The sequence below is a fragment of the Orbaceae bacterium lpD02 genome (assembly GCA_036251875.1).
GTDB classification, from domain to species: Bacteria; Pseudomonadota; Gammaproteobacteria; order Enterobacterales; family Orbaceae; genus Orbus; species Orbus sturtevantii.
This window is the reverse complement of sequence record CP133960.1, coordinates 2,268,774-2,284,485: the sequence shown is the minus strand read 5'-3', so window position 1 is coordinate 2,284,485 and position 15,712 is coordinate 2,268,774. Positions and strand designations below refer to the sequence as shown.

General features: G+C 42.4%; 11 protein-coding genes. 1 reads left to right on the top strand and 10 read right to left on the bottom strand.

Going from position 1 to position 15,712, the window contains the following annotated elements:
* Positions 1-52: 52 nt before the first annotated feature.
* The 4 genes from mdcA to ffh form a co-directional block, all read right to left on the bottom strand.
* Positions 53-1,717, bottom strand: coding sequence for a malonate decarboxylase subunit alpha (gene mdcA / locus RHO12_10020; GenBank protein WVD65706.1), 1,665 nt, complete (start codon positions 1,715-1,717; stop codon positions 53-55).
* Between the two features lie 223 nt (positions 1,718-1,940).
* Positions 1,941-3,326: an MmgE/PrpD family protein gene (locus RHO12_10015; GenBank protein ID WVD65705.1), complete on the bottom strand. Its 1,386-nt coding sequence runs from the start codon at positions 3,324-3,326 to the stop codon at positions 1,941-1,943.
* Positions 3,327-3,389: 63 nt separating this feature from the next.
* The gene (locus tag RHO12_10010; protein ID WVD65704.1) at positions 3,390-4,358 is read right to left on the bottom strand and encodes an AEC family transporter; all 969 of its coding nucleotides are present in this window, start codon (positions 4,356-4,358) and stop codon (positions 3,390-3,392) included.
* Between the two features lie 387 nt (positions 4,359-4,745).
* The gene (gene ffh, locus RHO12_10005; GenBank protein ID WVD65703.1) at positions 4,746-6,113 is read right to left on the bottom strand and encodes a signal recognition particle protein; all 1,368 of its coding nucleotides are present in this window, start codon (positions 6,111-6,113) and stop codon (positions 4,746-4,748) included.
* A gap of 131 nt (positions 6,114-6,244) precedes the next feature.
* Between ffh and RHO12_10000 the strand changes: the two genes are divergently transcribed.
* Positions 6,245-6,811 (top strand): hypothetical protein, encoded by a 567-nt coding sequence (locus RHO12_10000; protein ID WVD65702.1) that lies wholly within the window; start codon positions 6,245-6,247, stop codon positions 6,809-6,811.
* A 72-nt stretch (positions 6,812-6,883) separates the two neighbouring features.
* On the opposite strand, the gene tssE is transcribed toward RHO12_10000, so the two are convergent.
* The 6 genes from tssE to RHO12_09970 form a co-directional block, all read right to left on the bottom strand.
* On the bottom strand, positions 6,884-7,306 hold the full coding sequence (gene tssE / locus RHO12_09995) for a type VI secretion system baseplate subunit TssE (GenBank protein WVD65701.1): 423 nt from the start codon (positions 7,304-7,306) through the stop codon (positions 6,884-6,886).
* A gap of 3 nt (positions 7,307-7,309) precedes the next feature.
* Positions 7,310-7,828, bottom strand: a complete 519-nt coding sequence (gene tssJ / locus RHO12_09990) for a type VI secretion system lipoprotein TssJ (GenBank protein WVD65700.1) — start codon at positions 7,826-7,828, stop codon at positions 7,310-7,312.
* Between the two features lie 75 nt (positions 7,829-7,903).
* Positions 7,904-8,926, bottom strand: a complete 1,023-nt coding sequence (gene tssG, locus RHO12_09985; protein ID WVD65699.1) for a type VI secretion system baseplate subunit TssG — start codon at positions 8,924-8,926, stop codon at positions 7,904-7,906.
* On the bottom strand, positions 8,890-10,653 hold the full coding sequence (gene tssF, locus RHO12_09980) for a type VI secretion system baseplate subunit TssF (protein WVD65698.1): 1,764 nt from the start codon (positions 10,651-10,653) through the stop codon (positions 8,890-8,892). The genes tssG and tssF overlap by 37 nt, the downstream gene beginning before the upstream one ends.
* Before the next feature lie 44 nt (positions 10,654-10,697).
* Positions 10,698-12,305 carry a type VI secretion system protein TssA gene (tssA, locus tag RHO12_09975; protein WVD65697.1) on the bottom strand — a complete coding sequence of 536 codons (1,608 nt, stop codon included), beginning with the start codon at positions 12,303-12,305 and terminating at the stop codon, positions 10,698-10,700.
* A gap of 17 nt (positions 12,306-12,322) precedes the next feature.
* Positions 12,323-15,706: an ImcF-related family protein gene (locus RHO12_09970; protein ID WVD65696.1), complete on the bottom strand. Its 3,384-nt coding sequence runs from the start codon at positions 15,704-15,706 to the stop codon at positions 12,323-12,325.
* Positions 15,707-15,712 lie beyond the last annotated feature (6 nt).

Genomic DNA, 15,712 nt, shown 5'->3' with positions numbered 1-15,712 from the left:
AAGGGATGGTTTATTACCTGAGCAAAGTTATGCTAATTAGACGGCGTTATCACTACCAACTCCTAAATTTAGCCGGAGGGTTATATAAACCGCCAGACCATTCAACCAGCTCTGAAATACTCGTTGCCGCCAATAATGAACGATCGGCGTCACTTGGTCGGATATCAAGATCTTGTGGATACACAACCTTGCCTTCACGGCGAAATTGTTCTACGCGTTTGGCATCAACACCTAAACCGATATCGGTGATACCCGCTACAGCCGCGACCATTGCGCGTCGTTCTTCTAATGATTTTGCTTGATATAAATAAGCAATACCATCTTCGGTTAATACGTGAGTAATATCATCGCCATAAACCATGACTGGAGGAATTGACATACCTGACTCTTTACCCACCGAAACGGCATCAAGCGTTTCAACAAAAGTAGGCTTGCCGCCAGCTTGATAAGTTTCAACCATTTGTACAACCAGTTTATGGCCTCGACCAATCGGATCTTCGGCTTTTTGCATCATATCCAGCCAAGCCGCGGTTACATGGCGCCGACCATGTGGATCATGGCCCATATTTGGCGCACCACCAAAGCCAGATAAACGACCGTGAGTTACCGTTGACGAGTTGGCATAGCCATCGACTTGCAAAGTAGAGCCGACAAACATATCAACCGCATATTGACCCGCTAATTGGCATAACGTTCGATTTGAACGCATGCTACCGTCGTGGCCAGTAAAGAAAATATCAGGCCGAGCAGCAACATAGTTTTCCATCCCGAGCTCGCTACCAAAGCAATGCACGCTTTCAACCCAACCACTCTCGATGGCAGGAATTAATGTCGGGTGAGGATTAAGTGCCCAATATTTACAAATTTTACCTTTTAGCCCTAGCCGTTCAGCGTAAGTCGGCAGCAATAACTCAATCGCGGCGGTGTTAAAGCCTATGCCATGATTAAGGGATTGAACTTGATGCTTAGCGTAGATGCCTTTAATTGCCATCATAGCCATCAAAACGTGGATGGGTTTAATTAGGCGCGGATCACGGGTAAATAACGGTTCCATAAAAAAGGGTTTATCAGCAACAACAACAAAATCAACCCATGAACCAGGAATATCAACGCGCGGTAGATCAGACACATCATCGACAATCTCATTGACTTGCGCAATAACGATACCATTTTTAAAAGCCGTGGATTCAATAATAGATGGACTATCTTCCGTGCTAGGCCCGGTGTAAAGATTTCCGTCACGATCAGCTTTATATGCCGCAACTAGCGCAACATGTGGGGTTAGATCAACAAATAATCGCGCATAGAGTTCAATATAAGTATGAATAGCGCCGATTTCTAACGCACCGTCTTCAAGTAATTGAGAAATACGTAAACTTTGTGTACCAGAAAAAGAAAAATCGAGTTTTTTAGCAATCCCTTTTTCAAAAATATCCAAATGCTCAGGCAAACCAATGCTTGGCATTAACATGTGTAAATTATTAACCTTACTAGGATCAACTTTGGTGAGCATTCGCGCTAAAAAATCGGCTTGTTTTTGGTTATTACCTTCAAGAGCCACACGGTCACCTGAAACAAGTAATTTTTCTAGAATTGCCGGAAAATCTTGTGTTGGAAGGACTTTGCCAGAGCAGATTGACTTAATCGCGTCAAGGCGCCGCCTCTTTTCTGTCAACCGATTATCCCATTTGCGATCGGATGTTTGTTTAATTATCATATAAACCTCCAAGAATTAGTTAGCTTGACCAAGCAACTATATTTATTAGGTAAATTTATACTATGCGCAAGCGAATGCACCATCAATTAATCAAACGTCATAATCGTTAGCTTTTTAGTAACAATTAATAAAATTGTCTAAAACCTTATTAATTGGTTGATAACAAAAATCGCGCGCTAGGCGCGATTTTTAGTTACAAGAAGAGATTATTGCAGGGCAGCCATTATTTACCGTTTGGATATTTAATCGCCGAAAGAATCTTAAATAGATCCGCGGTATTATGTAAATAAATCTCTTTAACTAATGCTTTTAAGTCTGTCGCGAGTGCTGGCTCAATAAAGCCTTTAGTGATGCGATCAAACTTATCAACTGAATCATCCCAAGTAAATGGATGCGACGGCATACCTGGATATGAATTAATCTCATGAGTTTGCGAACTACCATCGGTTAACCGAATAGTAATGCGTGAACAGAATTCGGCTGGATAGCGTTTAGTGAAATTATCATCAACTTTTACCACCACTTTTTTCAATAAATCTTGCACATCGTTTGCCGCAATTCGTGCAGGTAAAAACTGTGGCTGCATGACTTGCTTATCTAATATTGCAACGGCTAATAGATAAGGCAATGAATGATCTGCCTGCTCTTTAGAGGTAATTGCAGCACTAGCACCGCCATACAATCCACCGCCAGAAAAATCATAGACAAGTTGTGGCACATCTGCTTCAATCGATTGAATTTTGCTTGGATCAACGGGCTTATCTTTTATCAGTTGCAAAACACATTCAATCGCTGATTGAGTATGAATCATCGCCACATACTTTTTAATTGTTGAAGTGGTGACACCTTCATATTTTTCATGCTCCCAATCAATATCAATTGGCTTACCGAGTAACTTCTCAATACCATTAGGCCCTTCAACAATAGCAATTGGCCCTTCAAGTCCACGTTTAGCCAAATAAAGGGCGTTAAATGCACCGAGTGTTGATTGAGCAGAAGCGATACCTTTCCACTCTGATAGCGGTTTAGCCCGTATTCCAGCAAAAGAGGCATCACTTGATGCAGCAATCGCAATCGCATTAGCGATAGTTTTCTTATCCCAACCTAATAAACGGCCTGCCGCCGCAGGGACAGAAAAAGCAAGCTGCGCAGTATGATCTAAGCCACGGCTCATAAAGTTACCATGCTGGACTAGTAATGTCTGCACTGACCAACCGATCGCGACGCCTAACATAAGATCCTTACCGCTTGAACCCGCAATTGCCGCCGCCGTTAAAACACCACCAAAGTTGTCAGCAGTATGAGCGGTTTCTGTTGGCGCTAAAATATTGTCCATTGCATCAACATAACGGACTAAAGCCGTGTGCCAAAAAGCCGCATAAACTGGATTCGATTTGCCACCGGCAATCAGTGGCACAGCACCAGTTGGGGCGAACTCTTCAATTTGCTGACGGCATATATTAATAGGTCCTGAGCCTAATGCGGCAATTTGGCACCCTAACGAATCGAGAATATGTACTGGAATTTGTTGTAACGAATTAGCTGATAAATCCTCAAATTTAGCTCTCACTGCGTAATCAGCTAAACGCTCAATTTTAGTTTGACTCATAACATGTTCCTCCGTTTAATAAAATCGATATAAATAATCAGTAATATATTTTAAAACGAGTAATTAAAGCCCTAATATCATAATTAACGCTGTCACCGTAATTAACATACCAATAGTCGAGACAGCTAAAATAGATGAGGCTTGTTGTTGATAAGCTTTATATCGAGTTGCAAGTAATACAATCATTGGACCTGATGGTAATGCCGCTAATAATATACCTTCATTAAATAATACGGTTCCGCTCGGCATTTTAAATAACATAACAACCGCAATAAACAGTAGAGGTAAGCCAATATTTTTCAATAAGGCAATAATTAATACCTCGCCACTTAGCTTAAATTTATTTTCGGCAATCGTCATTCCGGCCACAAAGACTGCAACACCAGCCGTCGCCTTACCAATAAGATCTAATGAATTATTAACCACTACTGGTGTATGAAGACCTAAAAAGACCAAAATAAAAGCTAATAGTGGTGCCCAGACAAAAGGCGTCTTAAAAATTGCATCAAAAATAGAGTGACCAACTAAGGCTCCGACGGATGAATGCGTCTTGCTCTCTTTGGCTATATGTAACTTAATCATTATCGTTGCCAATGGTACGATAAACACATTAATGACTAATGAAATAATGCTAACCGCGACGCCGCTTTGTATTCCATACAAGCTACCTAATAGCGCGGGTCCATAAAATGGACCGGCAGAAAAACTTACCGCTAAGCCAGCAATGGAAGCTTCAATAATTGATCGTTTAAATAACAACTTAGCGATCACAAAACCGACTAAGTAACCCACCAATAAAGAGGTAAATAAGACGATAAATAGAATAAAATCAGCGCTAAGTGCAGAACGAGTAACGGTTATAGTACCGACAAACAAAGCGGGAGGTAAGGCAAAGTTTAATACGAGTTCATTAATATTACTGATCGGATTGCCTTCGGTGCCAAATGCCTTTTGGCGGCTGGCAAAAAAACCGAAACAAAGTACAAAGATAATCGGAATAACAACTGAGACGGCTTGGAGTATATGATTCATAAATAAATCCTTAGTTGATAAATAACCATTGCTTTTGAATTACCTAAAAACAATCATATAGAACAACGAAATAAATATGATAAAACTAACTACAGTAACCATTTTAACTATTTTTTTTATAAAAATGATTTTAAAAAAAAATAAATAACTGTTTTTATGCTATCACATAAAAAAAAATTCTCAACCTAAACTAAATTTCAACCTAATAAAAACAGGCAATTACAACGATTGGCATAATCAAATATACTTATCAAAAGTATTAATTAATTGTTTATATTTATTTTTTATGGAGTGTCATTTTATAGTAGAATAAAATGGCTTAGGGAAAGAAAAACGCTTTAGACAATTAACAATAAGGCTAGTGCCTTATTGTTATTAAAAAGAGTGTTAACGACGAGGTAAACCGCCCATTCCTCCCATCATACCTTTCATATTACGCATCATCTTCATCATGCCACCGCCTTTCATTTTTTTCATCATGCGTTGCATATCATCAAACTGTTTAAGCAATTTATTGACATCTTGCACTTGCGTACCCGAACCCTGCGCGATCCGACGTCGACGAGATCCTTTAATAATGTCAGGATTAAGCCGCTCTTTAAACGTCATCGAATTAATCATGGCTTCCATTTTAATAGTGACTTTATCATCCATTTGCGCCTTAATATGATCGGGTAATTGACCTGCTCCAGGCAGTTTTGCTAGCATGGCGCCCATTCCGCCCATATCGCGCATCTGTTGAAGTTGTTCTTGAAAATCATTAAAGTCGAACTTATCGCCTTTTTTGATTTTTTTCGCCATCCGTTCAACTTTTTCGCGATCGACCTTGCTTTCCATTTCCTCGATAAGCGAAAGGACATCACCCATGCCTAAAATACGTGAGGCAATACGATCAGGATGAAATGGTTCTAAAGCGTCGGTTTTCTCACCCATACCAAGGAATTTTATTGGTTTGCCAGTGATACTTCGAATCGAAAGTGCCGCTCCGCCACGCGCATCACCATCAACTTTAGTTAAAATAACCCCAGTTAATGGCAACGCATCATTAAAGGCTTTAGCGGTATTGGCCGCATCTTGACCGGTCATGGCATCAACCACAAATAACGTCTCGATTGGCTTAACGGCTTGATGAAGTGCTTTTATTTCATTCATCATTTCGCCATCAACATGCAAACGCCCCGCCGTATCGACAATTAATACATCAAAAAATTGTAATTTAGCCTGTGAAATAGCTTGATTAACGATATCGATCGGCTTTTGATTAGCCGCAGAAGGGAAAAACTCAACCTCAATGGCCTGTGCCAGTGTTTCTAATTGCTTAATTGCCGCCGGTCGATAAACGTCAGCCGATACCACCAACACTTTCTTTTTTTGCTTCTCTTTGAGGAATTTAGCCAATTTAGCAACACTGGTGGTTTTACCCGCACCTTGCAAACCGGCCATCAAGATAACGGCTGGTGGTTGAGTGGCTAGATTTAATGAGCTATTAACTTCGCCCATGGCGACAGTCAACTCTTGTTGCACAATTTTAATAAACTCTTGCCCTGGTGTTAGGCTCTTATTAACATCAAGTCCTAGTGCTTTTTCTTTGACTTGGTGAATAAAATCACGAACGACGGGTAACGCAACATCAGCTTCTAATAGCGCCATGCGAACATCGCGCAATGCTTCTTTAATATTATCTTCTGTTAAGCGCCCGCGCCCAGTAATATTGCGTAGCGTTTGGGATAATCGGTCGGTTAAATTTTCAAACATATTTTTCTCAAAGTTAATAAAAATCTTTCTATTATAATAGCAGAAATTTATAATTGTTAGCCACGTGATTTAATCGCTGCCACATATTTTAATCAATTTAAATAGAAACAATAATATAAGGAACTGCCATCATGTCTGAGACTCCGATTTCCAATCCTAAAGTTGATGTTGAACGCATTAATGAAATTAAGAAAGCCAGTTTCTGGGTGAGCCAAATTTTTATCATTATTGCCACAGTATTGGGGGTTTTTCTAGCCGCAAGTCAAGGTTACAAACAAGCAGTACAATTTGAAAATATGAAAAGCGAGAAAGAGAGCTACTATCTACAAAAATCACTCCAGTATGAACTGCAAGATAATATTTTGCTCTTAAAAGAGTATATGGCTAAATTACAAAAATCGAATTATTACGGCGCCCGCAACGAGCCACTTAATTTTTATAGCCTCATTTGGGATAACATGAAATACTCAAGCTCAACATTAGCAACACCGCCAGAATTTTTACGCCAAGCGCAAGGATTTTATCGTGAAGTAGCCAGACTACACGAAGGCATTGCCAAAAGTGATGTCTCGATCGAAAACGGACTGAAACAATTACGCATTCAAATTGATTTGGTTGAAAAAGATCTTATCGTTGGACTGGAAAATAATACTCAGATAATTAAACAGCACCTTAGCGATACCGATATCGTACTATAACCCGTTATTTAGCGGTTAAAACACCCTTGAGAGAGGGTGTTTTAAGGCCACGGTTAAGCTAAATAAGTCAGATCACGCCCTCTGCCTTTTATGACTAAAATCCATCTTCGCCTTACCGTCTGGCGTAAAATAAGTCCCGTATTTCACCAGCCCACCTTCTTTAAAATGGCAAGTTAGCTCATAGCTTAGAACCATGGTATCGTTATTCTCTTGCAGTTGGATATCAACCGAAGCGAGGCGCGGTTCATATTTTAACAAGGTAGTTTGCATCGCACGCATCAGTTCATAGGCGGAAGTCGGCAGTGCTTGATAAATATTTGACACGTCAGGCAAGCCATAGTCAGGCAAGTGTTTAATAGCACCTGCTCGGCTATTTAAAATTCGGCTAATATTATCTTTGACGCTAATAATGGTTTGCATTTTATCGTCAACTTCACTGACGATCGAACCAGAATCAAAAAAACCAAACAGCGTATCATACAACGAAGCCCCCATAGCTTAATCCTCAGCGATAAGTTCAAGCGCAAATTTATTGGCAATAATTTCACGCGGTTTATTAATATTTAAATCGCGTCTCTTCAATAAAATACGCCAGTTATTCTGTTTTAAATCGGGCTCTTTAAATAAAGCCATAATACCAACATATTGAGCATCTTTATCAAAGGCCGTATCGACCGATATTGACGAGTTTGGTTTTAACACAATCTCTTTGGTTGCCAGCAAAGAGCTGCCTAATAAATCGCGATCATCATTAACTAATAAGGGATAGGTTGCCGCTTCAAACGACTTAGCATCGCTAAGTTGATACATGCGAATAACCACCGGTGATGAGCGATTTTTATCATCAGTATTAAGCTCTGCTCGCGCGCTATAATCAAGATGCAAAGTGCGCACATCCCACACAAAAATAGCCTTTGCCACGCCTGCGGTTCCTTCTGACACCGACTGAGCCGCGCCACAAGCAGTTAATATCAATACACTTAACATGGTAACAACAATCATTATTATTTTTTTCATCTTATTTCCTTATCAGTACATTCGTTATGATTTTATTGTAAAAGCTAATTATCATATAAACCAACTCACCGCTATTTAGGCCGCAATACCACGATAACGACCTAAATTCACCACCACATCTGGGGTTGATGCATCAGTATTACAGATTAGCGATGCGGTCTGCCCTAATCTTACCCCTCGTGATTTAAGCTGGGTTTTAGGCAAAAATCGGGCAGGCAAATATAAATCAAGCTGCGCATCGACTTGATAGCCCAAATAAGCGCGCAGTAACGTCATAATATCATGGTGTAACTGACCATCAGGCAGCAGCTGATCAATACGCGTATTATCTCGTGGTTTAATTTTGACCAACACCGTTTGGTTAGACTCCAAAAATTGTTTACCTAGCACCGTTGAACTGCCCAGCGCAATCCCTGCTCGACCTAATTTAGCAGGCTCTGGGACACTCATGCGCACAGGATAAAACTCCTCTACCTCAACATCGCAGTTTGGTACTAAAACTTTAATTACCCCAACAATACCTCCGGCGGTGCGAGTACGCTGGGTAACTAAGCCAAGCAGCGCTAAAAAGCGCGAAACCGGCGTGCCAATTTGCTCACTGGTGCCTTTAATACCAAGACCCGTTAAGCCAAGTAAGCATTGCGAAATCGGATCGCTACCGCCGCGAATAAAACTAGCTGGATAATGGTGTTTTAACCAGATGCGATAAAACTGGGTAATGATACGGTGATTAAAAATATCAAGAAAATCGACCACCGCTTCATAGCCATCTTTGCGCTTGACAATATCATCGAGTAAAATCGACGGTAAAACCGAATCGACACCGTATAATCCCAAGAAGCGAGTACGTACGGTAATCGGCCGATTTAAATACGGCTCTCGCTCAATGCACCGCAATTCGCCAGCAGGAAAACTCATCTCCGCCGATGGCGCAAAACGCAACGGATCATTAACTGGCGACTCACTGGTGCCCAATTTTAATTCGTAATCGGTTATTTGCTCGAGCAGCTGACAAAAACGATAAAAGTTCATTTTTGGCAGCTGAGCCTCAAGCTCCTGCATTAAAGGGCTGGTCGTGATGTCTTGCTGCGATTCCACGTTATTTTTTTCCCTGTTGGTAAAATGACTAACACTAACTGTGTAAATAGATTAACGTCGGCATATAAAGCAAAAAATTGATGTAATAATTCACCAAATAGCGCCACATCGCCTTCACCGGTGAATTGGTAACTATTCAGCGTCACCTCAATTTCAATCCCTCGCTGTAACATCCCCTGCTCAATCCGCTTGATCATCCGGTGCGAAACATCAACAATGCCATCTAAACGTCGGCGATTGAGTTCATCATCGGTCCAATCATATAGCGCCAGTGTGCCACGTAATACCTCGGCGTTCATCAAAGACAAGTAATTAGGCGCTAAATGCGATAATACCCGCCAATGAAAGCGATCTTCGGTTGGTGGATAACATGGCTGAGTTAACGCGGATAAATTCTTTACGCTGGCAATGTTAGCCTGAGCACCACATAGCTGATCAATGCGGGCATTGCGCAGCGCTTTACGCGGCAACATACCGTTAGTTCCCGTTACGCGTAGCGATAATGTCTCACTCTCAAGCTGTTCACTTTTATCCCATACTTTGCCACCCAAAATTAGCCAAGTATCGTGCAAGCCAGACGCGCCTTTGCGCACCCGAGTATGGTAATAGCGCTCAGGCGCATCGTGCCTTAACATGCCACCCCGATGTTTAAAGCTGGTAAACGGAACATAGCTATAGCGGCCATTACGCGTGATGGCTTCAACATTTTCAATCGAATAAATTTCAACATGGCCATCTTGGCGCAGTAAAGGCCTAAGTAAATACTCACTTTGTAATTGGTTAACAATCACGGGATCGGCTTCTAAATCAAATAGATTAATCACGGGCGAGCAGTGTAAGCAAATATTGCTATGGTCAAATGGCATATCACTTGGCCAGCTCTCTTTTAATACTAACTCAATATCGATGTAGCGACAGTGCAAAGGGACGTGCTTGATATCCAGACCGTTGAGATCGACAAACATAAACTTTTCGCGGAATGTGAAATACTCAAGCAGCAGTTGATAACCGGCAAAGGCATTATCAGGCTTGAGCCATAACCGCTCGTCAGCCCCAAATCCCACGGGCGTAATGCTACCATTAAATGCTTGTCGGCTCTCGGCATCAGTTGAGTAACGTAAATACATCGCGGCCACTTGATTGGTTAACGCATAGTGTAAACTACTGGCAATTGGCCCATCGGCGTTAAGGTATAACCGTAGCTGTGACAAATCAAATTGCTCAAAATCGGCAAGTTCGCTAAAACTTAACCGTAACGTGATAATGCTACGCCCATCGCTACCAACCGTTAATTTAGCTTGGCTAATATCAATCGGCCTTAAGGTTATCGCTTGAGTTGTGCGGTATTTACAGTGCGTACTTGCCGCCCCAATCGCTTCAGTTTGCATCGTAAGCCCCGCCGGTATCACCTCTTGCCGCGATAACGTCATATAATCAGGGGTTAATTGGATTGTCGATAATGACGGAATTAAGCGCAAATAATGGGGCCATAATAGCGTAACTAAACTTTCGGTTAACTCAGGCAAATCATCATCAATTTTTTGCCGTAGCCGTCCCATTAAAAAAGCAAACCCTTCAAATAAGCGCTCAACATAGGGATCGCGATCGCCAACACGATCTAAATTAAGTTGGCTTGCGCGATCAGGGTGAACCTTAGCAAACTCTTTACCGGCTTCACGCAGATAGCGCATTTCTGATTCATAATAGCGTTGGATTAAGTCGTCCATTATCACTCTCTATTGTTATTCATATATTACCAAACACGCTGGTATTAAATTAATGTCAAAGCGCGAGCGGCATCAAGCTGAATAAGTTGATGCTGCAAGCGATCGATATCATCGGCAAGTTGCGCCTTATTTATCTCTTTTAACTGGGCCTTTTGTTTAAGCAAACGCAGTAACTGCTGCTTAATATCAAAAATTAAGCTCGGCTCCCACGCTTGCAGATTCAAACTTGCCTGCTGGTCATCTAAACCGATCAGGAGTTTTAACGCTAAATCGGTTTTACCATTTTGTTCGGCAATTCGAGCCTGAGTATACTGCAATAAATAGCGCTGCTTCGGTAAGCGAATCGTCGGTAAACTTTGCAACCAAAAAAAGGCCTTTTCGATCCCTTCGCTGCTAGCTAAATCAACTGCTTGCTGTTCGATCTCATGCCAATCATTTTCGCTGGCAATCGCGATAGGCGTCAGGGTTGAATCGTCATCTAAATGATGGATGGTTGCAGTAGTTGCAATCCAGTGTAGCGTATCGTCATCGGCAAATGGCGTCCCATTATCAAACGTTAAGCGCTCAATACCTTTTAACCGCTCGAGCACTAATCCAATGTCCGTTAAATAAATTTCAGCCCAACTTTGATAAGGTTCACCCATTTTTTGTAACGCCAGCACGGCGGCGCGCTGTAAATCAAACCAAAAATGGTTAGCATTTTCCATAAATGCCGCCTCGACGCGCTCAAATAACTCATGCCATTGCTGCTGAATAATCAAGCGACTAATATTCTGTTTTAACTCGGCACGCGGCGCCGGTAAGCGCGTTCGACCGCGGCTATCCACTGGCGGTAAATGATTAACGGTGTCCCAACGTATAGCGCGTAAAAAACGCCCAGCAGCTAAATAGCCATCAGGCTTTTCGCGTAAAAATGCGGCTATTTTACGTGCTTGATCAAGGAGATCACGCTGCGAACGAATCGCAGCATCTTCGACTCTGTTCGGCTCTTCACGGTTAAAAGGTGCTTGGGTTGCCGCATCGGCTTTTTGACTGCTCTGGCTCTTAATTGGCTGCTTTAAGCCTGTGGCAAAAAAACGAATTAAGCCATCAAGATCGGGGATTTTCCCAGTTTGACTCGGATCTTCGCTAGCAAATGCGCTTTTATTGCAACAATCGATTAAATTTAATGCGGCCACAATGCGTGATAAGCTGTCTTGGTCGATCGGTTGCAACTTATTTAGCGCATCGGTAAATTTAGCATTGGCTAACCACTCAATTGCATTTTTACGCACATGCCCACGCGAGGGATAGAGTGATGCACCAAATTTATCTAACAAACCAGCCAGCAGCTCTAAACCATCAGCAAAGCCAGCCACGCCATCGATTTGCAACCGCGCTAAACAGTAATAGGTTACCACGCGAACATCCTTGCTATGCTGCTTAAGGATCGTTTCACTGGTACTAATAATTAACGGATAATCAACCCCTGATAACTTAGCGACTTCTTCTTTAATTTCTTGAAAGATATCATGATAAGTGAGATCGTCACCGACCGGCTTAGCGGGATTAATCGGCGCAAGCCAATCTGCCCAATTGCTGGTTAAACGCGCACGAATGGTCTGCAGCGGATCTTGTTTACTAAAAAATAGACTCAATAATTGACTGAGCATTGCTTATCCTATCATTTTTATAATTTATGAGCTAAACGACTTTGGCTAGCCGATTTAGCGATATCGAAAACAGTTTTAGGTAAGGCAAACTGACGCAATTTAAGTAGTGCCAATGGTCCATCGCCTGACTGAGTGCGTAAAATATATTTCAGCTCATGGCTGCCAGGTGTATGCCATAACAATTCGTAGCGGCTTGAATCAATTTGCTTAATCGCCGCCGACTCCAATAGCCGCAACCACGCCCAATCACCAAAGGAGTACTGATAGAGCTGCAAGCTAGATTGATCGCTGCTATAACTTAATTGCGCATAAGGGAAGTAGCCATCGCCCGGCCAGTTAAAACGCTGCCAAACCGACATCTGATTAAAATAGTCGAGCTTCTGCTTATTGATAATTAACTCACTGCGGGCAACATTGTAGCCACTGCGCGCCATTAAATCGAATGCCAGTTGGGCATCGCCACTACTAAAAAGCTGCGCCGAAAGCGAATTAAACAGATCTAGCGTGGCAATAAACTGCGGTGAAAAAGTTAAGCCCTGTGAATTGACCGGATTAATCACCCATTTGCCACCCTGTTTTTCTAACACGCCACCGAGTTCGGTGCTGATAAACTGGTCAATAATACCCGAGCCAGGGCGTAAAAACCTCGCTAACTCGGCAAATGAAGCATCGCTCTCTGACTCTTTAAATGGGTAGCGGCCAGCAAATGATCGTTCCCACTCATAAGCAATTTGGTTGTGCCAAGTATCATTAAAACTTCTTGCTGCAGGAGTTAAAATCACCTGCCACGCTTGCTCTAACGGTTGCTTAAATAAGCTATAACCAAGGCCTGACCACTCTTCGCCTAAATTGGCCGCAATCAAATTACCGTAATCACGGGTTTCGGTTAAATCAACCGATGTCCCTTGGAACACGCTTTTAGCCAGCTGTTTTGCCATCGCTTGTGGGTTAGCACTGCTGGTAATATTTTGTAACTTTAAGCGCACTTGAGTCACACGCAGCAAATACGTTTGTAACCCCAGATCATTACTGTTATTGCTGGCATTCATCAAGTTCAACAATGGGCCAAAGGTTGGCGTTAACGGTCCCGATGCCTCAACTTTAGCATTTAAACTGGCTGGATTTTTATCCTTGACCAACTCTTGTGCCGAGCGGATTAAGTTATCCGAAATCCCCCCGCCGCTGTAGGCCACTTCCGCTTGATACTTAACCGCATTCATAAGTGCCAGTAATGGCGATTGCCGCACATCAGACATCAAGGTTAGCTGCTCAATCACATCGGCAACATTATCTGCTTGTCGCCACTGAATATTGTTCAAAAATAGCAACCACGCTGCGCTATAGTCACTAAAATAGCGATCGGTTAAGCGTTGACGCAGCGAATCGGGTGAGACCGAACTGGTTACCGAAGATGAACCATCGCTTAATACCCAGTCAATTTGCTCTTGCCTTAATTTAGCCGCATTGGCAATTTCGCTTTTAACCACATCCTCAAATGCTTTGCGGGTAAAAACACCAGACACTTCATCCGTCGAAGAAAACAGCGTACGACTATCAATATCACCGAGTAGCTTAACTAACGTCATATCGGAATAGTTTTGCCCTGCGCGTTGTAAAATGGCTTGGTAAATTGTATTTTCAGCGTTTCTAACCCCAATTTGGTTGATTAAAATCTGCCGGACATCTTTGACCAATAGATCTGAGCTTGCTTTGGCCCAGCTCGGGTGTTCAATTAAGCTTTGGCTCCAAAAGGTGATCAGCTCCGGCATTAACTTTTGCCACTCGCCAGCACTAATGCCAGCGGGAGCCGCCCACATCTTGCCGGCAAACTCGCCCAAATACTTGGGATCGGTTTTATCTGGCCGGGTCAGCATTAAATAGGCTTTTAAGACCTGATGACCATTATTCACTAAGCTTACGCGATTTGGATCGGCCGGTGACATAGCGGTTAACTGATTTAAGTAGTTAGTTTGCCAATTAAAAAATGGTTGGGCAATATTGCGATCATTGGCAGTTAAATAATGATGCCAAAGTGTATCGAGTAACGGTGTATTATGGCTCAGACCAAAGCGATAGCCGATCGGCACACCTTGCTGTTGACGGTAGATCAACTGTTCCAATTGCAGTTGCAGCGCGTATTGTGCTTGCAAGCGCGCAGAATAGGTGCCATTTTGCTGTTGTTGTAACTGGTCAACTAATTCACTGCTATGGTTAATTAATGCCCGATTATTATAATATGAACTCAATACGCCAGCGCAGGTAATAAGCATCACTGCAATAATGATAGACCAACATAACGTCGCCCAGTCTACGCCTTCACGCTTACCGGGTTGTTGTTTAGTATCAAGCTCAATCGCTTGCCACGTCGGGCTATTGGCTAAATTATGTTCTGGTAGATAGCGTTGCTCATCGGCACTCAGGTCATTGGTCGCGGGAGGACTAAACAGCAAGCCGCGCGGCATCAGCGATTTTGGTAGCGATAACCATTTAGCCAGCCACTGTTTAATCAGTGGTTTATCGCGTAGTTGCAGATTTTGGCTTAATTGCAGTAAAAAGGCATAACGATTATCTTTAGTGACTTGCTGGCTACCTAATTGGCAGCACTGATTGGCTAATTGCTCGATTTGAGCATCAACATTGTTTAAGGTCGCGCTAGTTAAACTATTAAATAATATCCCCACGCCTTGCTCGACTCGACCCGCTTGCGACCAGCTACTTGCCTGTGCGCTCACTAAATAGATAGGCGGTTGCCAGCCGACTAATTTATTGCGCGCTTGAATTTGCATAATGCTTTTTTCAAGTAAGGCTTGCTGACTGCGATTTAAGGTTAAGTAATTGCGCGGTAATAACCAAATAATGGCATCGAGCGGTTTGTGGCGTAATAATGGGAGACGACCAAACGTTTTTTTTAAGGCGACCAACCAACCATCATTTAACGCTTCGTGACAATCACCGCCATATACCATTAATAGGTTATTGCTAGTTTGCCAACGCTCGGTGGTTAGATTGGGTATTAAATGTTCGCTATCGTCACGGGTGCCTAGTACCAAACATTTGGTCACGCGGTGGCGCCAAAAAAACCCATAGTGCCGATGCAATAAGCTTTTAATCGCCACAAATTCAGCAAACAGCAGCGGTTTCGCCAAGCGCTTTTTGGCTGCTGGATTTAATGATTCGCTAGTGGCTTTATCTTTTGCCCACAGTTTACGGCTATTGGTAATAATCGTTGGCGTAAGCAGCAGTGCAAGCAGTAATAGCATCCCTTGTAGCCAAATCGCTATTTTTTGCCCCAATGAACTATACCCTAACGTCTCACCCCACATCACAAGAACAGTGGCAAAAATGACAGCACAAAATAACGTAATAAAAACTAACCCTAAAATTTTCCATTTATTCTTCATGTCGTT

What these genes read in the sequence shown, in the direction of transcription:
- mdcA (WVD65706.1), bottom strand. Translation starts at nt 1,717, where the DNA reads ATGATAATTAAACAAACATCCGATCGCAAATGGGATAATCGGTTGACA.
- RHO12_10015 (WVD65705.1), bottom strand. Translation starts at nt 3,326, where the DNA reads ATGAGTCAAACTAAAATTGAGCGTTTAGCTGATTACGCAGTGAGAGCT.
- RHO12_10010 (WVD65704.1), bottom strand. Translation starts at nt 4,358, where the DNA reads ATGAATCATATACTCCAAGCCGTCTCAGTTGTTATTCCGATTATCTTT.
- ffh (WVD65703.1), bottom strand. Translation starts at nt 6,113, where the DNA reads ATGTTTGAAAATTTAACCGACCGATTATCCCAAACGCTACGCAATATT.
- RHO12_10000 (WVD65702.1), top strand. Translation starts at nt 6,245, where the DNA reads ATGTCTGAGACTCCGATTTCCAATCCTAAAGTTGATGTTGAACGCATT.
- tssE (WVD65701.1), bottom strand. Translation starts at nt 7,306, where the DNA reads ATGGGGGCTTCGTTGTATGATACGCTGTTTGGTTTTTTTGATTCTGGT.
- tssJ (WVD65700.1), bottom strand. Translation starts at nt 7,828, where the DNA reads ATGAAAAAAATAATAATGATTGTTGTTACCATGTTAAGTGTATTGATA.
- tssF (WVD65698.1), bottom strand. Translation starts at nt 10,653, where the DNA reads ATGGACGACTTAATCCAACGCTATTATGAATCAGAAATGCGCTATCTG.
- tssA (WVD65697.1), bottom strand. Translation starts at nt 12,305, where the DNA reads ATGCTCAGTCAATTATTGAGTCTATTTTTTAGTAAACAAGATCCGCTG.
- RHO12_09970 (WVD65696.1), bottom strand. Translation starts at nt 15,706, where the DNA reads ATGAAGAATAAATGGAAAATTTTAGGGTTAGTTTTTATTACGTTATTT.